This is a genomic window from Lentzea sokolovensis, from assembly GCF_033949975.1.
Classification (GTDB): Bacteria; Actinomycetota; Actinomycetes; order Mycobacteriales; family Pseudonocardiaceae; genus Lentzea; species Lentzea sokolovensis.
This window is the reverse complement of the sequence record NZ_JAXAVU010000001.1, coordinates 470,564-491,311: the sequence shown is the minus strand read 5'-3', so window position 1 is coordinate 491,311 and position 20,748 is coordinate 470,564. Positions and strand designations below refer to the sequence as shown.

Genomic DNA, 20,748 nt, shown 5'->3' with positions numbered 1-20,748 from the left:
GTGCGCAAGGCCGCGGTGATCGGTTCGCCGATCGAGCACTCGCTTTCCCCCGTGCTGCACAACGCCGCGTACGCCGCCCTGGGCCTCGACTGGGAGTACACGCGCCTGGAGTGCACCGAGGCCGAAGTTCCCGCTCTGGTCGCCTCTCTGGGGCCGGAGTGGGTCGGCCTCTCGTGCACGATGCCCACCAAACGCGCCGCGCTGGCGTTCGCGTCCGTCGTGACCCCGCGCGCTTCGGCGGTGGGGGCGGCGAACACGTTGGTGCGCAACGGCTCCGAGTGGCACGCCGACTGCACCGATGTGGACGGCGTCGTGGGTGCGTTGCGGGAGAAGGGGTTCTCCAGCGGCACGCACGGCGTCGTGTTGGGTGCCGGTGGCACGGCGACGGCCGCCCTGGCCGGGTTCGCCGCGCTCGGTATTTCTTCTGCTTCCCTTGTGGTGCGCGATCCTTCGCGTGCGGGAGAGGCCCTGGAGACCGCGTCCAGGGTCGGCATCACCGTCGAGGTCCTGGAACTGTCCTCTGTGGATCTCGGCGTGCTGGCCGGCGCGTCGGACGTCGTGGTGTCGACGGTGCCCGCCGAGGCCACCGTGCCGCTGGCCGCCGACCTGGCTCGTGCGCCCTACGTGCTGGACGTGATCTACCACCCGTGGCCCACACCGGTCGCCGCGGCCGTGGAGGCGTCCGGGGCGCGACTGGCCACCGGCCTGGACATGTTGCTGCACCAGGCTTTCGGGCAGGTGGAGCAGTTCACCGGCAAGCCCGCGCCGCAGGACGTCATGAGGTCGGCGCTCGACGCCGCCCTGGCCGCCCGCGCGTAACTTTCGTCTTGATCTTCGGCCGTTCGATTCCGGTGTGCGCGAGGCCCGTGGTTGCCTACGGCTGACTCGTTGGCTGCGGACGATGTGCCACTCGGCCGGAGCCATCGCATGCCGGTGTTCCTCACCTTGGGAGGGCCGGTCGGTGGGACGCACGGCCTACGGCCGCCGCTGCGTCCCGCCTCTTTCCCAGGAAGACCCGTTGACGTCACCGCGATCCCGCGGCGACCAGCTTCGCGCTGATGGGGTCGAGCACGGCGACCAACTCGTCCAGTTCGGCGGGGGAGAGGGCGTCGTAGGGCGCCGCGGCGAGTTCGTCGGTGAGGGCCTCGATGCCTTGCTGGGTCTCGCGACCGGCGTCGGTGAAGTGGCCTTCGGCGTCGATGAGACCGCGTTCGCGCAAACCGTTCATGACCGCGGCCAGTCGCTTCTTCGGCAGGTGGTGGATGCGCCCGAACGTCTTCGCCGGGTGGATGCCCATCGCCAGCGCGGAGAGCACGTGGGCCTCGGTGCCGCCGATCCGTGCGCCGACGAGAGCGGCGATGTGCCCGTCGCCGCGGTGCTCGCGCAGCATGGTCGCGGAGTGCCACAGCCGGGCCACCGGGTCGCCGGGCACCGGAAGAGTGCGCATCCCGGCGTACATCACCCGGCCCTCCATCGGCGCGCTCGTCGCGGCCTTGGTGGTCAGGTCGGCGGCGCGCACCAGGCCGGGGGAGCCGGCCAGTTCGTCGCCGAGGATCCGCCGCAGGGAGGCCGCGCTGCCCCGCTCCCGTGCGGCGACCGATGCTTCGGGCGGGATCGTCTCCCACGCGCTCGGGATGTGCCGAGCGGCCTCCCCGTCGGCGAAGTTGTAGAACGCCGCGTGCACGACCTCCGCCGGCACCCGTCCCAGCTGCGCGGCGCGGCTCGCGAAGTAGCCGTCCCAGTAGGTGCGGTGGCCGAGTGCGGCCAGCTCCTCACCGCACTCGCGAGCGAAGAAGGTCACCAGGCAGATCGGCTCCAGGAGCTCGAACATGCGACGGGCGGTGTGAGCCATGACCGACATGATGCCTACGGGCAGTTCTCGTCGGGAAGCGACTCGACTCCCGCGACCTTCGCGCGGCTCGCCAGCGCCGTGCAGTGCACCTGGAACACCGCCCACTTGGACGTCGGCGGTTCGATGCCCTCCGGCATCACGATCACGTTCAGCACGGCGACCGCCTTGTCGTTCGTGGTGGGCAGCTCGGTCACCAGGCCGAGCTTCTTCTCCTCGTCGGTGAGCCCGGCCAGCAGCACGTTCATGGCCGTCGTGATGTCGACGGTGCCGGTGTAGTCACGGGTCCGGCGCACCAGGCCGTCCCGTTGCGGCGTCACGAGGTAGATGGTCAGCGTGTGCGACGAGACCGTCGGCGCCTCGGCCCCGGTGAGGATCGAGGTCGGGCGGATGCCGCAGGCCGTGAGGGTCACCAGGGCAAGCGCAAGGTGAAGACCGCGCCACCCGAGGGCGCGTTGGCCGCTTCGATGGTGCCGCCGTGCAGGCGTGCGTTCTCCCATGCGATCGCCAATCCCAGTCCGCTGCCCTCGGAACGGGAGCGGGCCGTGTCTGCCTTGTAGAAGCGGTCGAAGATGTGAGGCAGGGCCTCAGGAGAGATACCAGGGCCGTGATCGGACACCTCGATCACACCCGGCCGCACGCTCACACGCACCGGCACACCGCCGTGCTTGAGCGCGTTGCCCACCAGGTTGGCCACGACGACGTCCAGCCGGCGCCGGTCCACCCGGCCCACCACGCCCTCGGGCAGCGAAGCCTCGACGGACGCGGCCCAGCCACGGGCGGCCAGCGTGTCGCGCACCGCCGTGCCGATGTCCCAGTCGTCCAGTTCCAGCAGGTTGCGGCCCTCGTCGAAGCGGGAGATCTCCATCAGGTCGTTGACCAGGCGGGTGAGCTTGCGGGTCTCGGCCGACACCAGCCTGGCCGCGACGGCCGTGTCGGGCGGCAACGTGTCGGCGTCCTCGTCCAGGACGGCGGTCACGGCGTTCATCGCGGTCAGCGGCGTGCGGAGCTCGTGGGACACGTCCGCGACGAAGCGGCGGGACGCGGCCTGGGAGGCTTCCAGCCGTTCGGCGGCGCGGTTGAACGTGCGCGCCAGGTCGGCGAGTTCGTCCGAGCCGCGTTCGTCGACGCGGGTGTCCAGCCGGCCGGACCCCAGCGCACGGGCGGCGGTGCCGAGGCGCCGGACGGGACGCAGCACGCCGCGGGCGGTGAAGAGCGCGAGCCCCAGCGCCAGGGGCAGCACCAGGCTGACGCCCACCCAGGCGGCGGTCGAGAAGCTGTCGATGGCGGTCTGGGGGCCTCTCAGGTACAGCAGCGACCACACCTCCACGCCGGTCGGATCGCCGTCCGGGCGCAGCAGCGGGATGCCGATGACGACGTACGGGTCGGTCAGGTCGGTGCGGCGCTGCCAGAGGGTCGTCCTGCTCGTCTTGAGCATCTCGCGCATCTCGGCGGGGATGAACGCCGGATCGGGGCCGGTGTTGGAGCGCAGGCCCTCGTACAGCACGACCCCCGAGCCGCGCAGGTACGTGCCGAACTCGTCCAGGTCCTGCTGCGCCGGCGGCACGGTCAGCCGGGGCGCGTAGTCGCGGACGTCCTTCACGAGCGGGTTCATGAAGTTGTCCTGCGCGTCCGCCAGCAGCAACGTGCGGGCGGTCGCGTAGGAGGCACCCGCCGCCCCCACCGCGCCCAGCACCGTCAGCAGCAGGAACGCGGCCATCAGCCTCGGGCGCAGGCCGCGGAACAGCGACCTCATCGCGGGCCGAAGCGGTAACCGAAGCCGCGCACGGTGTGGACGTAGCCGGGGTCGGAGGGCACGTCCTCGATCTTCGCGCGCAATCGCTGCACGCACGCGTCGACGAGCCGCGAGTCGCCGAGGTAGTCGTGCTCCCACACCGCTTCGAGGATCTGCTGGCGGGTCAGCACGCGGCCGGGGGTGCGGGAGAGTTCCAGCAGCAGCTTCAGCTCGGTCGGGGTCAGCGCGACCTTCACGTCGTTCTTGAGCACCTGCAGGCCTGCCCGATCGATCACCAGCGAGCCGTGGCGTTCGAGGCTGGACGGCTCGGCGACGGTGCGTCGCAGCACGGCGCGGATGCGGGCCTCCAGGACGCGCGGTTCGACGGGCTTGACCACGTAGTCGTCCGCGCCCGCCTCCAGGCCCGCGACCACGTCGAAGTCGTCGCCGCGCGCGGTGAGCATGATGATCGGCACCTCGGCGTGCGTGCGCATCCGGCGGCACGTCTCGAAGCCGTCGATGCCGGGCAGCATGATGTCGAGGACCACGATGTCGGGGCGGGATTCGCGCAGCTTCTCGACGCCTTCCTCGCCCGTTCCCGCCGCCCGGACGTCGTGTCCCTGCCGGCGCAACGCCAGTCCGAGTCCTTCACGCACCGCGGGGTCGTCCTCGACCAGCAAGACCATCGCCACGAGATCCATTATCGGCAGGAGACGGCACCGGCGCCGGTTCTGTAGCGGAACCATGACATGCCGTGCACGTTCCCATGGAGCGGCGCGCGGACTCTCGAAGTCATGGCCGGAAGCTTGCTGGGATTCCTCTTCACGTACTTCGCGCTGGTGTGGACGTCGTTCGGGCAGAAGGCGGAGAACGCCGCGTTGCCCGAGCTGTCGCTCCAACGCTCGTGGGCGTCCAACGTGGACATGGCGATCCTTGTCGCCGCTGTCCTCGTGATTCTCTTCGCACGCAAGAAGTCGCTGACACCGTTGCTGCTGCTCGGCGGTTCGGTGCTGGGCGCGCAGGTGCTGAAGCTCTACGTGCTGGTGCGGCCGCCGCTGGACGACGACGCCGTGCTGGTGCACAACAGCTTCCCGAGTGGACACACGACGGCCGCGGTGGCGTCGGTGATCGCGGTGACGATGGCCGTGCCCAAGCGGTTCGCGCTGGTCGTGGCGGTGCCGGGGGCGATCGGCGCGGGGGCGGTCGCGGCGGAGACGGTGTCGCTCGGCTGGCACCGGTTCAGCGACACGCTCGGCGCGGCGCTGCTGGTCTCGACGCTCGCGTTCCTGTTGCTGCGCAAGTGGACCGCGGGACTTCTCGTGCCGCCCGTGCTGGCCGTGGGCGGTGTCTGGCTGATGGTGAGCTACCCGCAGGCCACGCCGTCGACCTTGGCCGGCGTCGTGACCGCGGGTGTCGTGCTGCACTTCGGGTGGGTCGTGAGTGGTCTCGGCCATCGGGGCGACCAAGACCACTCACGACCCGGCTCACTCGTCGTGATCGGTGGCGATCAGTTCGGCGATGGCGTCCAGAGCGGCATCCGCTCCGTCCCCGTCGGCGCTGAGCACCACCTCGTCACCATGCATAGCGCCCAGGGTCATGAGTCCCAGGACACTCGCCGCGTCAACGGCTTCGCCGCCGTCCTTGCTGATGGTGACCGTCACCGGTTGGTCGGCGGCGGCCTTCGCCAGCAGTGCGGCAGGCCGGGCGTGCAGTCCGACCTTGCTGGCCACGGTGACCCGTCGCTCGGCCATGATGGTTCCTCCCGGTAGTACTGGTTGTGCTTACTGCTGTTCGTTCGTGGCGCGCTTCTCCCGCACCGCGGTCTCGCGCACGGCGGTGTCACCGCTGCTGCCGACGACACTCTCGTCGGCCTCCGGCGACTCGTCATCCTCGCGGCCGGGCGTCTTCAGGTTCCACTTGGTGATGACGAAGCGGAACAGGAAGTAGTAGATGGCCGCGTAGACGAGACCGATCGGGATGATCAGCAACGGCCTCGTCGCGATGTTGAAGTTGAGCAGGTAGTCGATCACACCCGCGGAGAAGCCGAAACCGTCGTGCACACCCAGCGCGTTGGTGATCGCCAGCGACGTGCCGGTGAGGAACGCGTGGATGACGTACAGCGGCCACGCGACGAACATGAACGCGAACTCGAGCGGCTCGGTGACACCCGTGATGAACGAGGTGAGGGCCGCCGAGCCCATGATGCCGGCGATGATCTTCTTCTGCGACGGCTTGGCGGTGTGGATGATCGCCAGCGCGGCCGCGGGGAGCGCGAACATGAAGATCGGGAAGAAGCCGCTCATGAACGTGCCGGCGGTCGGGTCGCCCGCGAAGAACCTCGGGATGTCACCGGTCTTGGTGGCACCGTCGACCTGGTACTCGCCGAAGACCTGCCACATGAACGTGTTCGGGATGTGGTGCAGACCCAGCGGGATGAGCAGGCGGTTGATCACGCCGTAGACGCCGGCGCCGAGGATCGTGCTGCCGGAGACGGCCTCGCCGACCGCGGTCAGACCCTTGTCGAACCACGGGTAGATGAGGCCCATGACGACCGCGACCGGGATCATGACTGCCGCGACGATGATCGGCACGAAGCGACGGCCACCGAAGAACGCCAGGTACGGCGGCAGCTTGATGCGGTGGTACTTCTGCCACAGAACGGCGGAGATCAGGCCGACCACGATGCCGGTGAGCACCGAGTAGTTGATCTGCTCCTGCTTGGTGGGATCCTCGGCGAGAGGAAGCACCATCGGAGACATGGCCTTGAACACGGCCTGGGTGACGACGAAGCCGACCACGGCGGAGAGTGCGGTCGAGCCGTCGCCACGGCGGGCGAAGCCGATGGCCACACCCACGGCGAACAGCAGCGGCAGGTTGCTGAACAGGGCGTCGCCCGCACCGCCGATGACGGCGGCGACCTTGTTCCAGCCCAGGCCGTCCTTGCCGAGCAGGTCAGGCTGACCGAAACGCAGGAGAATCGCGGCGGCGGGCAGTGAGGCGATCGGCAGCATGAGGCTGCGGCCGAACCGCTGCATACCGGCCAGGCCCTTGAACCCGCGACCGCCTGTCGCCTCTGGGGCGCTGGCGCTCATTTGGTACCTCCCTTGGCGGAGTTAGGTCCGGAACCCGGGACGGTCCGGTCCAGTTGCATGGTCACCTGGTAGAGATCGCCCCGGTACCAGGAGGTCACGTCTTCGCAGGGCCGCCCGTCGGAGCTGGCGACCCTCCTGAACACGAGGAGCGGGCTGCCCTTGCGGACGTCGAGCGCCTTCGCGGTCTCCGCGTCGGCGGTCTCGGCCCACACGGTCTGCCGCGCGTGGTCGAGCTGAATTCCGTACCGGGTCGCGATGATCTCGTAGATCGACCCGGTCAGGTCACATCGGTCGAGCTCGGGAAGCATGTGCGGGCTGTACCAGCCGGCCTCGAGCGCCAACGGTGCCCCGTCGGCCTTGCGCAGCCGCACGACGCGGTACGCGTACTCGTCGGCCTCCAGGCCCAATGAGGCCTTCGAGCCCGGTGCCGCCTGGGCGCAGCTGATCACCTCGGTGCTGGGTTCGACCCCGCGCGCCTTCATGTCCGAGGTGAACGAGGCCAGGAAGAGCTGCAGGTCGTAGCGCCGCTTGGCGGTGAACGTCCCACGTCCCTTGGCCCGTGTGAGCAGGCCGTCCGCGACCAGCTGGCCGACCGCGGCCCGCACGGTGATTCGAGAGACTCCGTACCGCTCGGCGAGGTCGCGCTCCGACGGAATGGGCGAGCCCGGAGCGAGTTCCTGTTCGGCCAGCCGTCGCAGGATCTCCCGCAACTGCGCGTGCTTGGGCTTGGGCCCGTCCACGATCTCGTTCACTCGACTCACCTCCCTCGTCGCTAGTGGTACTTTCCGGTCTAGACCAGTTGGTGCGGGAGAATGCTCCGCGCACCGAGCGGGTGTCAACCGCTGTTACGGGAACGAGAGGTACGAACGTGGCTGACGAGAAGGCTCAGAAGATCCTCGCCGCGCTGGGCGGACGGGACAACATCGTCGAGATCGAGCCCTGCATCACCCGTCTGCGGTGTGAGCTCGAGGACGGTTCCGTCGTGGACGAGAAGGCCCTGAAGGCGTTGGGAGCACACGGAGTCATGCGCTCCGGCAACGTCGTCCAGGTCGTCGTCGGACCCGAGGCGGACACCATCGCGTCGGACATCGAGGACCTCCTGTGAGCCTCCGCGTCGGCAGCCCGGTCGCCGGTCGGGTGGTCGCGCTCTCCGCCGTTCCGGATCAGGTCTTCGCCGAGGCGATGGTCGGCCCCGGCGTGGCCGTCGAGCCGCTTCGATCGAAGTCCGATGTGGTTTCGCCGCTCGACGGGACCATCGTCACGTTGCACCCGCACGCGTTCGTGGTCGCCAACGGTGACGGGGCGGCCATCCTGGTCCACCTCGGCATCGACACCGTGAAGCGCAAGGGCGAGGGCTTCGAGCTGCACGTCGTCAAGGGCGAGCAGGTCCAGGCCGGTCAGCGGATCGTGACGTGGGACCCGGCCGAGGTCGAGGCGGCCGGGTTCGCGCCGATCTGCCCGGTGATCGCGCTGGACGCGTCCGCCGAGGCGCTGGCCGGCCTCGCGCTGGACGTCGACGTGGCGGCGAACGACGCCCTGTTCGACTGGTCTCGCTGAACCCGTAGTTCCGGGCGTTCTCCCAGCCCCGTTCGAGGCACCGTGAAGCCTGTGCGTGAACGGACCGTTCACGACAGGGCGGAATTTGTGCCAGGTCGTGCCGAGCAGGACCGTGGTGTCATGACCACGGTCCTGCTCGCGTTCGCGCTGGGTTCCCTGTGGACGGTCGCCGCCGTCCTGGACGCTCCACCCTCGTCGTTCCTGCTGGCCTGGTTCGGCATCGTGCTCGCCATGATCGATCTGCGGCACCACCGGTTGCCGGACGCGCTGACCCTCCCGTTGGGTGCCGCGCTGCTGCTCCTGCAGTTCCACGGACTGGGAGCGGCGGTGCTCTCGGCGCTCGTCTTCGGTGGCGCGCATCTCGCCGTCCGGCGCTTCCGGCCCGCGCTCATGGGCGGCGGGGACGTGAAGCTCGCTCTCGGCCTCGGCGCGGCGCTCCCGCTGCCGTCCCTCTTACCTGCGGCGATCCTGTCCAGTGCGGTCACGCTCGTCGTCGCCGCGCTCCGCCGCAGCCGTGCCGTGCCGCACGGACCGGGGCTGCTGGCCGCCACCTGGGCGTTGACGACGCTGTGAAAGGATTGTGAACGTGCTGCGCTGGATCACCGCTGGAGAGTCACACGGCCCCGCTCTCGTCGCCGTCCTGGAGGGCATGCCCGCCGGAGTGGAGGTGACCACCGAGGACCTGGTCGCCCAGCTCGGGCGCCGCAGGCTCGGTTTCGGTCGCTCGCCCCGGATGGGCTTCGAGCAGGACGAGGTCGAGATCCTCGGTGGCGTGCGCCACGGCAAGACCCAGGGCGGTCCGGTCGCGGTCACGATCGGCAACTCCGAGTGGCCCAAGTGGCAGACGGTCATGTCGCCGGACCCGGTCGACCCGAGCCTGCTCAAGACGACGGGCCGCAACGAGGCCCTCACCCGCCCGCGCCCCGGTCACGCCGACCTGCCGGGCATGCAGAAGTTCGGCTTCGACGAGGCCCGTCCGGTGCTGGAGCGCGCCTCCGCCCGTGAGACGGCCGCCCGCACGGCGCTGGGCACGGTTGCACGGCAGTTCCTGCAGCAGTTGCTCGGCGTGCAGATCCTCAGCCACGTGGTGTCCATCGGCAAGGCCGTGACGCCCGAGGACTCCGCGCTGCCGACGCCGGACGACCTGCCCGCGATCGACGAGTCGCCGGTGCGCTGCTTCGACGCCCGCGGCACCGACGCGATGGTCGCCGAGGTCGAGGCCGTCAAGGAGGCCGGTGACACGGTCGGCGGCGTGATCGAGGTGCTCGCCTACGGGCTCCCGCCGGGCCTCGGCTCGCACGTGCACTGGGATCGTCGCCTCGACGCGCGCCTGGCCGCCGCCCTCATGGGCGTGCAGGCGATGAAGGGCGTGGAGATCGGCGACGGCTTCACCTCCGCCCAGCGCTGGGGTTCGCAGGCGCACGACGAGATCGACCGCGGCAGCGGCCCGGTCGGCGTGACGCGCCGCTCGAACCGCGCCGGTGGCCTCGAAGGCGGCATCACCAACGGCGAGATCCTGCGCGCCCGCGTGGCGATGAAGCCCATCTCGACCGTCCCGCGCGCACTGTCCACGGTGGACGTGCGCACCGGTGAGCCCGCCGTCGCGATCCACCAGCGTTCGGACGTGTGCGCCGTGCCGCGCGCCGGTGTGGTGCTGGAGTCCGTGGTGGCGCTGGTGCTGGCCGAGGCCGCGCTGGAGAAGTTCGGCGGCGACTCGCTCGACGAGACGCGCCGCAACGCCCACGCGTACCTCAAGGCCCTGGAAGCCCGCTGGGAGGGCATGTGAGCCCGCGCTACGTCGTGGTCGGCCCGCCCGGCGCGGGCAAGACCACGGTCAGCGAACTGCTGGCGGCACGCCTGGGCCTGCCGTTCCGCGACGCCGACGCGGACATCGTCGCGCTGGCCGGCAAGCCCATCTCGGACATCTTCACCGACGACGGCGAGCCCGTTTTCCGTGCCATGGAAGAGGAAGCGGTCGCCAAGGCGCTGGTCGAGCACGAGGGCGTGCTGGCGCTGGGCGGGGGAGCGGTGCTGTCCGCGGCGACCCGCGAGCGCCTCCAGGAGCACACCGTCGTGTTCCTGAACGTGGGCATGGCCGAGGGCGTGCGCCGCACCGGGCTGTCGTCCTCGCGGCCGCTGCTGTCCGGCATCAACCCGCGCGCCACGTTCAAGGCGCTGCTGGACGCGCGCCTGCCGCTGTACCGCGAGGTCGCGACGATCGAGGTCCTGACGGATTCGCTGGACCCGGAACAGGTCACCGACGCGGTGATCGAGGGAGAGCAAGCATGACCGAGCCCGTGCGCATCCGGGTCGCCGCGGAGAAGGCCTACGACGTGGTGATCGGCCGCGGCCTTCTCGGCGACATCGTCGAGTTCCTCAAGGCCACGGCGAAGATCGCGATCGTCCACCAGCCGACGCTGGCCGAGACGGCGAAGGTGCTGGTCGACGAGCTCAAGGCGGTGGGCGTCGACGCGCACCGCGTCGAGGTCCCCGACGCCGAGGACGGCAAGGACCTGGCCGTCGCCGGCTTCTGCTGGGACGTGCTGGGCAAGATCGGCCTGTCGCGCTCCGACGTCGTCGTGGGCCTGGGCGGCGGCGCGGTCACGGACCTGGCGGGCTTCGTCGCGTCCACCTGGATGCGCGGCGTGCGGCTGGTCAACATCCCGACGACGCTGCTCGGCATGGTCGACGCGGCCGTGGGCGGCAAGACCGGCATCAACACCGACGCGGGCAAGAACCTCGTCGGCACGTTCTACGAGCCGGACGCGATCTTCGTCGACCTCGCGACGCTGGAAACGCTGCCGCGCAACGAACTCATCGCCGGCATGGCCGAGATCGTGAAGGGCGGCTTCATCGCCGACCCGGTCATCCTCGACCTGATCGAGGCCGACCCCGCGCTCGCCCTGGACCCGACCGGCGACGTGCTCGCCGAGCTGGTCCGCCGCAAGATCCAGATCAAGGCCGACGTCGTCACCACGGACCTGCGCGAGTCGAACCTGCGCGAGATCCTGAACTACGGCCACACCCTCGGCCACGCCATCGAACGCCGCGAGCGCTACCGCTGGCGCCACGGCGCCGCCATCAGCGTGGGCCTGGTCTTCGCCGCCGAACTGGCCCGCCTCACGGGCCGGCTGGACGACGAGACGGCCGACCGTCACAAGCGCGTGCTGCAGCTGCTCGGCCTGCCGACCTCCTACGACCCGGACGCCCTCCCGCAGCTCATGGAGGGCATGAAGGTCGACAAGAAGAACAAGGCGGGCGTGCTCCGCTTCGTCGTCCTCGACGGTCTCGCCAAGCCCGGCCGCCTCGAAGGCCCGGACCCGGCCCTGATCGCCGCCGCCTACTCGGCCGTCGCCGCCGAGCCGACCACCGGTTCCGGAAAGGTGCTGCTGTGAGGGTCCTCGTCCTCAACGGTCCGAACCTCGACCGCCTCGGCACCCGCGAGCCGGACGTCTACGGCCGCACCACCTACACCGACCTCGTCGACCTGTGCGTGGCCGAGGGCAAGGAACTCAACTTCGAGGTCGAGGTCCGCCAGACCGCCCACGAGGGCGAGATGGTCGCGTGGCTGCACGAGGCCGCCGACGCCTCGATCCCCGTGGTCCTCAACGGCGCAGCCTGGACGCACTACTCGATCGCGGTCCGCGACGCGTGCTCCCAGCTCACCGCGCCACTGGTCGAGGTGCACATCTCGAACATCCACCAGCGCGAGGAGTTCCGGCACCACAGCGTCATCTCGGCCGTCGCGAGCGGCGTGATCGTGGGCCTGGGCGTCGAGGGCTACCTGCTGGCACTGCGCTGGCTGGCGCTCAAGCGCTAGTTCCGAGTCATGCCACCGGCTCAGCGGTGGCGCATCCAGAGGTTCGTCTCCTCGTAGAGCCCCTGGTCGCGCTCCCGGTCGATCGCGACGAGGTCCAGCCCGCCCGCGACGACGTAGCGGCCGGTCTGCGGGAACGCCATGCCCGTCCACCGCTCCCACTGCGCGACGGTGCCGGTCACGACCATCGACCGGGGCGCCGGCGCGAGGATCGTGGCGCCGAGCCGCTGGTGGGTGCGGATCCACGGGTCGAGGTGCAGGCCGTCCTCGCGGGTCCACCGCTGGAAGTCCTCCATCGGGGTCAGCGGGTAGGTCGCTTTGAGCGTCGGCCGGACCGGCACGATCACCCGCGCGAGCCCGTCGTCCGCCGCCCGTTCGCGCAGGCCGGTGAGCACCTTTCCCGCCAGCCCACCGCCGGTGCGGTCGGTTCGCACGGTCGCGGCCACGACGCACAGGGTGTCCGGCTCGATCCCGGCCTCGTGCTCGGCGACCGCCGCGACCAGGGCGCCGTCGTACCCTCCGTCCGGCAGCGACGAGGTCTCGCCGTCCCAGCTCAGCGCCACCGCGGTCGCCCGCGCGAGCACCGTGTCGTCGTCATCGAGCAGCAGCACGTCGTAGCGCGGGAAGTACTCCGCCACGGCGCCGCGGTGGGTCGCCGGGATCTGGCCGCGCAGGACGAACGGTGCCCAGCCGTCCCGGAGCGAGGCCTGGGCAGGACCCTGGAGATCGGGCCGGTCGCCGTTCGAGACGATCTTCACGAGCCGATCGTAGGAGCCAGGGGAGCGCGGAGTGCTGCATCATGTCGAACTGTGGGTGCCTGATCTCGCCCGCGCCGAGGCCACGTTCGGGTGGATCTTCACCGAACTGGGCTGGACCGAGCACCAGCGGTGGAGTGCCGGTGTCAGCTGGAAGCTCGGCGAGACCTACGTGGTGGCCGAGCGGTCCCCGGCCATGACCGGCCCGCACGACCGGATGAAGGCGGGCCTCAACCACCTCGCCCTGCACGCCGGCACCCGCGAGGACGTCGACCGTCTGACCCGGGAATCCGAGGCGCACGGCTGGAAACTCATGTTCGCGGACAGGCATCCTCACGCGGGAGGACCGGACCACTACGCGGCGTTCCTGGAGAACGAGGACGGCTTCGAAATCGAACTGGTCGCCACCTGAACGTGTCTGGCAGCCATCTGAACGTGTCAAGATGCTGATCGTGCCGAGACTGTGGATCGCCGCGTTCGCCCTGCTCCTGGCCGGGTGTGCCACCGCGCCGGAGCCCGCGCCCGTCAGCAGCGAGACGACGACGGCCGGACGCGAGCGGCTGTCCGATCAGGACCTGCAGGCGAAGTGGTGGACGTGGGCGGCGTCGAGTCCGGAGAACCGCAACCCCGTGGTCGACGACACCGGGCAGTGGTGCGCGGAGAACCAGCCGCAGGACGTGTGGTTCTTCGCCGGCACGTTCGGCGGCGCCGTGGACCGCAGGTGCCGGGTGCCCGCCGGTCGCCCGCTCGCCGGCCCCGCGATCACTCTCGCCTCCACGGACGCGAACTGCACGACGTTCATGGCGGACGCCAAGGGCTCGGTGACCCTCGACGGGCAGTTGGTGGAACTGCGCCGCATCGCGCCGGTCGCGATCACCTACCAGGCCGCGCGCGACAACGTGGTGGGACAGCGCGAGGGACGCGTGCCGGCGCAGGGCTGCGGGCTGTGGGCGTGGATCCCGCCGCTCAATCCAGGTGAGCACGAGCTGCTGGTCAAGGGCGAGTCCGGCACTTTCAGCAGTTCGGCGCGCTACCTGCTGCTCGTCAACTCCTCGGACTAGCCGAGTCCTTGCCGACCAGGAACCCGCCCAGCAGCATCCCCAGGCCGGCGGGCGCGAGCACGAGCAACGCCGTGAACGCCGCTCCGCCCGTCAGCGCGACCCACAGCGCCTCCTGCCCGGTCTGGTCGACCAGCAACGCCGACCCGATCACGCCCAGCGCGCCCGCGAACGGGCCCGCGATCAGCGCCGCGATGAACCACTGCATGCCGCGCCCGTCCATCTCGCGCGCCGTGTCGACGGCGCCCCAGATGACCGCGGCGGCGATCAGCAGCCCGATCGCGATCGGGCGGACCGAGGAGGCTTCGGGGCTGCGCACGCCCACGGCCGCCACGCCGGTCTGCACGGCTCCGTGCAGGAGCCCCATCCACAACGCACGGACGAACCAAGGACGCATGCGGACAGCTTAGGACTGGCCGTACGCTGCGAGACATGTCGTCGTACGCCGCACGCCGAACCGCCCTCCGTCAGGAGCTCCAGGCCACGAACCTGGACGCGCTGCTCGTCACGAACCTGCTGAACGTCCGGTACCTCACCGGGTTCACCGGATCGAACGCCGCCGTCCTGGTCGACGCGGCCGGCGACGACACCACGGTGTTCTGCACCGACGGCCGTTATCTCACCCAGTCGGCGAAGCAGGTGCCGGACCTGGAACGGCTGATCGACCGGCCGTGCGACACCGCGCTGGCCCGGCGCGCGAAGGGCAGGCTCGGGTTCGAGAGCCACCAGGTGACGGTCGACGGTCTGGACGAGCTGACCGCGGCCGCGGGCAAGGCGGAGCTCGTGAAGTCCGGCGGCCTGGTCGAGAAGCTGCGGCTGGTCAAGGACGAGGTCGAGATCGAGGCGCTGCGGATGGCGTGCGCGGCGGCGGACCGCGCCCTCGGGGCGTTGATCGGCCACGGCGGGCTGCGTGCGGGCCGCACCGAACGCGAGGTCGCGCGCGAGCTGGAGAGCCGCATGCTCGACCACGGCGCGGAGGGCCCGTCGTTCTCCTCGATCGTGGCGTTCGGCGCGAACTCGGCCGTGCCGCACCACTCGCCGACGGACGCGACCCTGCACGTGGGCGACCTCATCAAGCTCGACTTCGGCGCACTGGTCGACGGCTACCACTCCGACATGACCCGCACCCTCGTCCTCGGCAAGCCCGCGGACTGGCAGCGCGACCTGTACGACCTGGTCGCGCGGTCGCAGGCGGCGGGCCGCAACGCGCTCACGCCGGGCGCGCGGGTGAGCGACGTCGACCACGCCTCACGCGAGGTGATCGAGAAGGCCGGGCACGGGAACGAGTTCCTGCACGGCCTCGGCCACGGGGTCGGGCTGGAGATCCACGAGGCACCGGCGTTGTCGAAGGCGGGTGCCGGTACACTTTCGGCCGGTATGGCGGTCACCGTCGAGCCCGGCGTCTACTTGTCGGGGCGGGGCGGGGTCCGCATCGAGGACACCCTCGTGGTCCGCGAGAGCGGGCCGGAGCTCCTCACCCTGACCACGAAAGAACTCGTGGTCGTCTGACACCCCCGTCCTACACAGGAGAAATCCCACCGTGGCCACCACGAACGACCTGAAGAACGGCCTGGTGCTGAACCTCGACGGCCAGCTCTGGACCGTCACCGCGTTCCAGCACGTCAAGCCCGGCAAGGGTGGCGCCTTCGTGCGCACGACCCTCAAGCACGTGCTGACCGGGAAGGTCGTCGACAAGACCTTCAACGCGGGCACCAAGGTCGAGACCGCCACCGTGGACAAGCGCGGCATGACCTTCCTGTACAAGGAAGGCACCGACTTCATCTTCATGGACGGCGACACCTACGACCAGATCCCGGTCTCGGCCGAGACGGTCAGCGACGCCGCGAACTACCTGCTGGAGAACCAGGAAGCGATGGTCGCCACGCACGAGGGCGTCCCGCTGTTCGTCGAGCTCCCGACCTCGGTCGAGCTCGTCATCGAGCACACCGACCCGGGCCTGCAGGGCGACCGCTCCACCGGCGGCACCAAGCCCGCCCGCCTGGAGACCGGCGCCGAGATCCAGGTCCCGCTGTTCGTCACGACCGGCGAGAAGATCAAGGTCGACACCCGCGACGGCCGCTACCTCGGCCGCATCAGCGACAAGTCCTGATGGGTGCTCGGAGCAAGGCCCGCAAGCGCGCGGTCGACTTCCTCTACGAAGCCGACCTGCTGGGCAGCGACGCGGTGACGTTGCTGGCCTCGCGTGTCGGGTCTCCCGACGTGCCGCCGGTGAACGACTACACGGTGACGCTCGTCGAGGGCGTCACCGCACACCGGACGCGCATCGACGACCTCATCTCGGAGCACGCCGAGGGCTGGACCCTGCAGCGCATGCCGGCGGTCGACCGCGCGATCCTGCGCCTCGGCCTGTACGAGCTGCTGTGGGCGACCGACGTGCCGGACGCGGTCGCGATCGACGAGGCCGTGGAGCTCGCCAAGGGCCTGTCCACGGACGACTCGCCGCGGTTCGTGAACGGCGTGCTCGGCCGGATCGCGGTCATCGCGGACCAGCTGCGCGCCGTTCTGTGAGTGCTGCCACCGCGGGGGTCACATCAACGATGTTGATGTGACCCCCGCGGTTTTGGCATTGGACGTCATACCAGCGCTGCCCCCAGGCTTCAGGTCATGAACCTGCAGACCTTCCTCGACGACGTGGCGTCGATCGTGGCCGCCTCCGACGACGAGAACGAGATCACCAAGCGGGTCGCGGAACGCCTCTCCGCATTGCTGGACAGCGGGTACCGCCTTCCGCGCGAACTCACCCGCCCGTCGCCCGACCACCACGTCAACTACCCGCTGCACCTCGCCTCCGGCTGGTGCGTCGCCGTCGTCGTGTGGGCACCGGGTCAGCGCACGCCCGTGCACGGCCATGAGACGTGGGGCGTCGTCGGCATCTACTCCGGCGCCGAACGCGAGATCCGCTACGCCAAGCCCACCGGACCAGGTCCCCTGGTCGAGCTCGGCGAGCAGGTCTTCCGGCGCGGCGAGGTCACCGTGTGCTGCACGACCGACGACGATGTTCACTCGGTCGTGGCCGAATCCGACGAACCGACCATCGGCATCCACGTCTACGGCGCCGACATCGGCACCGTCGAACGCCGCCGCTACGACCCGGCGACCGGTGAGGTGCAGTGGTTCGCCGGCGGCTGGCACACCCCTTAGGACCGCGCCCAGCCCCGCCGCTCACCCTCGTTGATCAGCTCCAGCGCCGCTTCCCAGAGCTTCGCCGAGCCCTCGCCGATCACGGCCTTGCGCGCACGCACGTCCTCGGAGGTCACACCGGGCGTCCGCCAGGTCCCGCCCTTCGCCATCCAGTTGAGCAGCAACGGTTGCAGCCGGTCCATGGCTTTCGCGAACCGCGCCTCGGGCGTCGACCTCGCCTCGAACTCGTCCCACAACGCCCTCAGCGCGCGGCCCGCGTCTTCGGGCAGGATGCCGAACAGCCGGTCGGCGGCGGCCTCCTCGCGTTCCTGCTGGCTCTCGCCCAGTTCGGTGTCGTAGATCGGCGTGTCACCCGCGTAGATCTCGACCAGGTCGTGCACGACCACGAGCTTCATCGTGTGGCCGACGTCGATCGGTTCGTCGGCGTATTCGGCGAGAGTCAGCACCATCAGCGCGAGGTGCCACGAGTGCTCCGCGTCGTTCTCCCGCCGGTCCGCCGCCGCGAGGGGCGAGGCGCGCAGCACGGTCTTGAGCTGATCGACCTCGATCAGGAACGTGAAGTGCTCTCGCAGCCGGGAGTCCACACCGGACGGCAGCGGGTTCTGATCGGCGAGAAGTCCTGCGTCGGAAGGGGTCACGTTGCCGGGATTCTACCGATCGGCGAGGAACTCCTCCCACGTCCGGGCGCCGTGGTCGCCGTCCAGCGTCAGGTTCCGGCCGTCCCGGTAGGCCTTCCCGGCCTTGCCCGGCAGCGGCATCGGCACGGTGAGGCGGCGCTTGCCCGTGGCCGACAGGTAGTCCCGCACGAGCTGCCCCATCTCGTAGACCACGGGTCCGGCGATGTCCGTGACGCGTCCGGCGGGCGAACCGACCGCCAGCTCGACGATGCGCGCGGCCACGTCGCGAGCGTCGACCGGCTGCAGCCGCATGCCGGCACCGGCACGATCGGCAGCTTCGCCAGGCCTCGCACCACGGTCAGCGTCAGGTCGTGGAACTGGGCCGCGCGCAGGATCGTGAACCCGATGCCCGAGTCCGCGATCGCCTGCTCGCAGGCGAGTTTCGTGCGCAGCCACGCCAGCGGCACGGTGTCCGCGCCGATCACCGAGATGTAGACGAGGTGGCGGACACCCGCGCACGCCGCGAGCAGGTTGCGGGTCGCCACGTCGTCGCCCTTCTGCCCGCCGGCCAGGTGCACCACGACGTCGGCGTCGATCCGCGGGACGTTCCCGGCCAGCAGATCGCAGGCGATGTCGCCGTGTCTGCTCAGGGTCACGACGTCCGCGCCGGTGTCGCGCAGCGACGCGACCACGTGCCTGCCGAGCGTGCCGGTGCCGCCTGTCACGAGGATCTTCATGATTACTCTCCCGAATGAGTCGTTGCCCGGTCGACCCGGCGGCGCTCGGGAACGTGACAGGGTGTGTGCCAGGCCACAGGGGGAAGTCGTGATCGCGCAGTTCGAGCAGGAGCGCACGAGGTTGCGCGCCATCGCCCACCGCATGCTCGGGTCGTTCGCCGAGGCCGACGACGCGCTGCAGGACGCCTGGCTCCGCGTCGAGCGCGCCGACACGAGCGAGATCGACAACCCGGCCGCGTGGCTCACGACCGTCGTCGGGCGGGTCTGCCTGAACATGCTGCGCGACCGGCGGGAGCACGCGTTCGAGATGCCCGATCCCGTGATCGAGACGGGGGAGGAGCCCGAGCAGCAGGCCGTCGCGAAGGACCAGGTCGGGCTCGCGATGCTGATCGTGCTGGACTCGCTCAAGCCCGACGAGCGGCTGGCGTTCGTGCTGCACGACCTGTTCGCCGTGCCGTTCGACGACATCGCGCCGTTGATCGACAAGACCCCGGCCGCGGCGCGTCAGCTCGCGAGCAGGGCCCGCAAGCGCGTGCAGGACCGGCCGCGGCCGAACGTCGCCCTGCCGCAGCAGCGCGAGGTGGTGCGGGCGTTCCTCAGGGCGTCGCGGGAAGGCGACCTGGAAGGCCTGGTCGCGGTGCTGCACCCGGACGCCGTGCTGCGCGCGGGCGACCTGCGGATCATCGGCGGGCGGACGGTCGCGGGCCGTGCGAGCCTGTTCCGGAAGTACGCCGCGATGGCGGCCGTCGAGTTCGCGGTCGTCGGCGACGAGATCGGCTTCGTCACGAGGGTGGACGGCGTGCCGTTCTCGATCATGGCGTTCACGGTGCGCGACGACCGGATCGTCGCGATCCACGTGATCCAGGACCAGAAGCAGCTCGCCGCTCTTGTTCCGTGAGCAATACCACTGCTGTCACTGGTCACGTCGAACGCCCGCCAGGTGTCTAGTGGAAGTGGGCGCTCGAGGTGAAGGGGACCAACGATGATCGGGGAGTTGGACCAGGGGGACAGACTCGCCTACCGGATGCTCGGCCGGTTCGCCGAAGCGGAGGACGCGGTGAGGGAGGCGCGACGCAAGATCGAGAAGTCTGGTGAGCCGGGCTGGCTGGGCACGGTCGTCGCACGGGTGAGCCTCACGATGCTGCGCGTCCGTGCCAAGAACGGCTTCGAGATGCCGGACCCGGTCGTGAGCGCGGGACCGAACCACGAACCCGGCCTCGGCGTGCTGACCGCACTCGACGCGCTGACCCCCGACGAACGCGTCGCGTACGTCCTGCACGACATGTTCCAGGAGCCGTTCGAGCAGGTGGCGCCGCTGATCGGCCGCACACCGCTCGGTGCGCTGCAGGTGGAGGCACGGGCGCGCAAGCGGGTGGCGGGCAGACCGGTGTCCGATGTGGACCTGGCAGGGCAGCGCGAGGTCGTCGACGCGTTCATGGCGGGCAAGGACGTGCTGGACGCGGACGTGACGCTGCGCTCGGAGGAGATCTGGCTGCGGGGCGCCGGCATGGTCACACCCAAGATCGCGGCGATGCGGGCGGCGCCGTGCATGGAATCCGCGGTCGTCGGCGGCGAGGCGGGACTGGTGTCGACAGTGGACGGTCAGCCGGTCGCGCTGGTGGCGTTCACGGTGCGCGAGCGGAAGATCGCGGCGATCCACGCGATCACCGACCGGGAGCACGTCCGGCGGCTGTTCTCACCCGAATGACCTGAAGAACGCACATGGCTCCCTCGAACGTCCTCAGGGCGACAAGCAGGACGTCGGGGGAGCCATGAACGGCGTGTGAAGCTCAGTCTTCCTTCGCGGGACGGGCCTCGGGAGGCAGCACGCCCCAGTCGATGAGCTGCTCGGTGAGCTCGCCCGGCGTCATGTCGTAGATGATCGCGAGCGAACGCAGGTCCTCGGTGCGGATGGAGAGCACCTTGCCGTTGTAGTCACCGCGCTGCGACTGGATGGTCGCCGCGTAGCGGGCCAGCGGACCGACCTTCTCGACCGGCAGCTGCTGCAGCCGTTCGAGGTTGATCACGATCTTGGTGGCCGGCTCGGCACCGGAGGGCACGCGGCCCTCGGGCAGGAGCTCGGCGACGGGAACGCCGTAGAAGTCGGCCAGCTCGGCCAGCTTCTGCACGGTCACCGCGCGGTCACCGCGTTCGTAGGAGCCGACGACCACGGCCTTCCAGCGACCGCCGGACTTCTGCTCGACGCCGTGCAGGGACAGACCCTGCTGCTGGCGGATAGCGCGGAGCTTGGCCCCCAGCGCCTTGGCGTAGTCGCCCATGTGGCGGTTCTCCGTTCATTCGCCCCGTCAGCTGTACCGGCGTGCTGCGGGGAGGCTTCGATCGATACGCAGAGTAATGATTACTCGCCG

The 20,748-nt window shown here is 70.2% G+C and carries 28 protein-coding genes and 2 pseudogenes; 17 read left to right on the top strand and 13 right to left on the bottom strand.

The genetic code is table 11. The features are described from left to right. Positions 1 to 819, top strand: a complete 819-nt coding sequence (locus tag SK854_RS02335; RefSeq protein WP_319973259.1) for a shikimate dehydrogenase — start codon at positions 1 to 3, stop codon at positions 817 to 819. A 205-nt stretch (positions 820 to 1,024) separates the two neighbouring features. On the opposite strand, the gene SK854_RS02330 is transcribed toward SK854_RS02335, so the two are convergent. Genes SK854_RS02330 through SK854_RS02315 form a run of 4 tightly spaced genes read right to left on the bottom strand, consistent with a single transcriptional unit; the run spans position 1,025 to position 4,276 of the window. Continuing rightward, complete coding sequence (locus SK854_RS02330; protein WP_319973258.1) at positions 1,025 to 1,852, bottom strand: SCO6745 family protein; 828 nt, start codon at positions 1,850 to 1,852, stop codon at positions 1,025 to 1,027. Between the two features lie 14 nt (positions 1,853 to 1,866). Next, on the bottom strand, positions 1,867 to 2,262 hold the full coding sequence (locus SK854_RS02325; protein ID WP_319973257.1) for a hypothetical protein: 396 nt from the start codon (positions 2,260 to 2,262) through the stop codon (positions 1,867 to 1,869). Then, a complete protein-coding gene (locus SK854_RS02320) occupies positions 2,259 to 3,605 on the bottom strand; it encodes a HAMP domain-containing sensor histidine kinase (RefSeq protein WP_319973256.1) in 1,347 nt (448 codons plus the stop codon). Before SK854_RS02320 ends, SK854_RS02325 begins: the two co-directional genes overlap by 4 nt. After that, a complete protein-coding gene (locus SK854_RS02315) occupies positions 3,602 to 4,276 on the bottom strand; it encodes a response regulator transcription factor (RefSeq protein WP_319973255.1) in 675 nt (224 codons plus the stop codon). The genes SK854_RS02320 and SK854_RS02315 overlap by 4 nt, the downstream gene beginning before the upstream one ends. A gap of 57 nt (positions 4,277 to 4,333) precedes the next feature. Here SK854_RS02315 and SK854_RS02310 point away from each other — a divergent pair. Continuing rightward, positions 4,334 to 4,870: pseudogene (locus SK854_RS02310) on the top strand (phosphatase PAP2 family protein); the annotation flags it as partial. Positions 4,871 to 5,068: 198 nt separating this feature from the next. Here SK854_RS02310 and SK854_RS02305 read toward each other — a convergent pair. Genes SK854_RS02305 through SK854_RS02295 form a run of 3 tightly spaced genes read right to left on the bottom strand, consistent with a single transcriptional unit; the run spans position 5,069 to position 7,428 of the window. Then, entirely contained in the window at positions 5,069 to 5,335 is a 267-nt protein-coding gene (locus SK854_RS02305) for an HPr family phosphocarrier protein (protein WP_319973703.1), read from the bottom strand. Positions 5,336 to 5,365: 30 nt separating this feature from the next. Further along, a complete protein-coding gene (locus SK854_RS02300) occupies positions 5,366 to 6,676 on the bottom strand; it encodes a PTS transporter subunit EIIC (protein WP_319973254.1) in 1,311 nt (436 codons plus the stop codon). Then, on the bottom strand, positions 6,673 to 7,428 hold the full coding sequence (locus SK854_RS02295; protein WP_319973253.1) for a GntR family transcriptional regulator: 756 nt from the start codon (positions 7,426 to 7,428) through the stop codon (positions 6,673 to 6,675). Before SK854_RS02295 ends, SK854_RS02300 begins: the two co-directional genes overlap by 4 nt. A gap of 116 nt (positions 7,429 to 7,544) precedes the next feature. Here SK854_RS02295 and SK854_RS02290 point away from each other — a divergent pair, with 116 nt between their 5' ends. The 7 genes from SK854_RS02290 (at position 7,545) to aroQ (ending at position 12,053) form a co-directional block, all read left to right on the top strand. After that, complete coding sequence (locus SK854_RS02290) at positions 7,545 to 7,781, top strand: glucose PTS transporter subunit EIIB (protein WP_093588084.1); 237 nt, start codon at positions 7,545 to 7,547, stop codon at positions 7,779 to 7,781. Then, positions 7,778 to 8,233, top strand: a complete 456-nt coding sequence (locus tag SK854_RS02285; RefSeq protein WP_319973252.1) for a PTS sugar transporter subunit IIA — start codon at positions 7,778 to 7,780, stop codon at positions 8,231 to 8,233. Before SK854_RS02290 ends, SK854_RS02285 begins: the two co-directional genes overlap by 4 nt. Before the next feature lie 120 nt (positions 8,234 to 8,353). After that, the gene (locus SK854_RS02280; RefSeq protein WP_319973251.1) at positions 8,354 to 8,806 is read left to right on the top strand and encodes an A24 family peptidase; all 453 of its coding nucleotides are present in this window, start codon (positions 8,354 to 8,356) and stop codon (positions 8,804 to 8,806) included. Positions 8,807 to 8,819: 13 nt separating this feature from the next. Then, positions 8,820 to 10,019, top strand: a complete 1,200-nt coding sequence (aroC, locus tag SK854_RS02275; protein WP_319973250.1) for a chorismate synthase — start codon at positions 8,820 to 8,822, stop codon at positions 10,017 to 10,019. Then, the gene (locus SK854_RS02270; RefSeq protein WP_319973249.1) at positions 10,016 to 10,522 is read left to right on the top strand and encodes a shikimate kinase; all 507 of its coding nucleotides are present in this window, start codon (positions 10,016 to 10,018) and stop codon (positions 10,520 to 10,522) included. Before aroC ends, SK854_RS02270 begins: the two co-directional genes overlap by 4 nt. Continuing rightward, on the top strand, positions 10,519 to 11,628 hold the full coding sequence (gene aroB / locus SK854_RS02265) for a 3-dehydroquinate synthase (protein WP_319973248.1): 1,110 nt from the start codon (positions 10,519 to 10,521) through the stop codon (positions 11,626 to 11,628). The genes SK854_RS02270 and aroB overlap by 4 nt, the downstream gene beginning before the upstream one ends. Continuing rightward, positions 11,625 to 12,053 carry a type II 3-dehydroquinate dehydratase gene (gene aroQ, locus SK854_RS02260; RefSeq protein WP_319973247.1) on the top strand — a complete coding sequence of 143 codons (429 nt, stop codon included), beginning with the start codon at positions 11,625 to 11,627 and terminating at the stop codon, positions 12,051 to 12,053. Before aroB ends, aroQ begins: the two co-directional genes overlap by 4 nt. Positions 12,054 to 12,073: 20 nt before the next feature. On the opposite strand, the gene SK854_RS02255 is transcribed toward aroQ, so the two are convergent. Beyond that, a complete protein-coding gene (locus SK854_RS02255; protein WP_319973246.1) occupies positions 12,074 to 12,808 on the bottom strand; it encodes a Long-chain-fatty-acid--CoA ligase in 735 nt (244 codons plus the stop codon). 31 nt (positions 12,809 to 12,839) lie between these two features. Here SK854_RS02255 and SK854_RS02250 point away from each other — a divergent pair, with 31 nt between their 5' ends. Further along, positions 12,840 to 13,217, top strand: a complete 378-nt coding sequence (locus SK854_RS02250; RefSeq protein ID WP_319973245.1) for a VOC family protein — start codon at positions 12,840 to 12,842, stop codon at positions 13,215 to 13,217. A 40-nt stretch (positions 13,218 to 13,257) separates the two neighbouring features. Continuing rightward, complete coding sequence (locus SK854_RS02245) at positions 13,258 to 13,866, top strand: hypothetical protein (RefSeq protein ID WP_319973244.1); 609 nt, start codon at positions 13,258 to 13,260, stop codon at positions 13,864 to 13,866. On the opposite strand, the gene SK854_RS02240 is transcribed toward SK854_RS02245, so the two are convergent. After that, positions 13,850 to 14,260: a B-4DMT family transporter gene (locus tag SK854_RS02240; protein ID WP_319973243.1), complete on the bottom strand. Its 411-nt coding sequence runs from the start codon at positions 14,258 to 14,260 to the stop codon at positions 13,850 to 13,852. The genes SK854_RS02245 and SK854_RS02240 overlap by 17 nt on opposite strands. 35 nt (positions 14,261 to 14,295) lie before the next feature. Here SK854_RS02240 and SK854_RS02235 point away from each other — a divergent pair, with 35 nt between their 5' ends. From SK854_RS02235 to SK854_RS02220, 4 genes are all read left to right on the top strand, one after another. Further along, entirely contained in the window at positions 14,296 to 15,372 is a 1,077-nt protein-coding gene (locus tag SK854_RS02235) for a M24 family metallopeptidase (protein ID WP_319973242.1), read from the top strand. A gap of 31 nt (positions 15,373 to 15,403) precedes the next feature. Continuing rightward, positions 15,404 to 15,973 carry an elongation factor P gene (efp, locus tag SK854_RS02230; RefSeq protein WP_093588074.1) on the top strand — a complete coding sequence of 190 codons (570 nt, stop codon included), beginning with the start codon at positions 15,404 to 15,406 and terminating at the stop codon, positions 15,971 to 15,973. Beyond that, a complete protein-coding gene (nusB, locus tag SK854_RS02225; RefSeq protein WP_319973241.1) occupies positions 15,973 to 16,392 on the top strand; it encodes a transcription antitermination factor NusB in 420 nt (139 codons plus the stop codon). The genes efp and nusB overlap by 1 nt, the downstream gene beginning before the upstream one ends. 96 nt (positions 16,393 to 16,488) lie before the next feature. Beyond that, positions 16,489 to 17,025: a cysteine dioxygenase family protein gene (locus SK854_RS02220; RefSeq protein WP_319973240.1), complete on the top strand. Its 537-nt coding sequence runs from the start codon at positions 16,489 to 16,491 to the stop codon at positions 17,023 to 17,025. On the opposite strand, the gene SK854_RS02215 is transcribed toward SK854_RS02220, so the two are convergent. From SK854_RS02215 to SK854_RS02205, 3 genes and pseudogenes are all read right to left on the bottom strand, one after another. After that, a complete protein-coding gene (locus SK854_RS02215) occupies positions 17,022 to 17,663 on the bottom strand; it encodes an HD domain-containing protein (RefSeq protein ID WP_319973239.1) in 642 nt (213 codons plus the stop codon). The two genes, SK854_RS02220 and SK854_RS02215, sit on opposite strands and share 4 nt — an antisense overlap. Positions 17,664 to 17,675: 12 nt before the next feature. After that, positions 17,676 to 17,954 (bottom strand): Rossmann-fold NAD(P)-binding domain-containing protein, encoded by a 279-nt coding sequence (locus tag SK854_RS02210; RefSeq protein WP_319973719.1) that lies wholly within the window; start codon positions 17,952 to 17,954, stop codon positions 17,676 to 17,678. Between the two features lie 116 nt (positions 17,955 to 18,070). After that, positions 18,071 to 18,379 (bottom strand): annotated as a pseudogene (locus SK854_RS02205) (SDR family oxidoreductase); the annotation flags it as partial. Positions 18,380 to 18,467: 88 nt separating this feature from the next. On the opposite strand from SK854_RS02205, the gene SK854_RS02200 reads away from it, so the two are divergent. Together SK854_RS02200 and SK854_RS02195 are read left to right on the top strand one after the other, a co-directional pair. After that, on the top strand, positions 18,468 to 19,277 hold the full coding sequence (locus SK854_RS02200; RefSeq protein WP_319973238.1) for a sigma-70 family RNA polymerase sigma factor: 810 nt from the start codon (positions 18,468 to 18,470) through the stop codon (positions 19,275 to 19,277). A gap of 84 nt (positions 19,278 to 19,361) precedes the next feature. Then, complete coding sequence (locus SK854_RS02195; protein WP_319973237.1) at positions 19,362 to 20,087, top strand: sigma-70 family RNA polymerase sigma factor family protein; 726 nt, start codon at positions 19,362 to 19,364, stop codon at positions 20,085 to 20,087. A gap of 82 nt (positions 20,088 to 20,169) precedes the next feature. On the opposite strand, the gene bldD is transcribed toward SK854_RS02195, so the two are convergent. After that, a complete protein-coding gene (gene bldD, locus SK854_RS02190) occupies positions 20,170 to 20,658 on the bottom strand; it encodes a transcriptional regulator BldD (RefSeq protein WP_030471611.1) in 489 nt (162 codons plus the stop codon). Between the last annotated feature and the right edge of the window lie 90 nt (positions 20,659 to 20,748).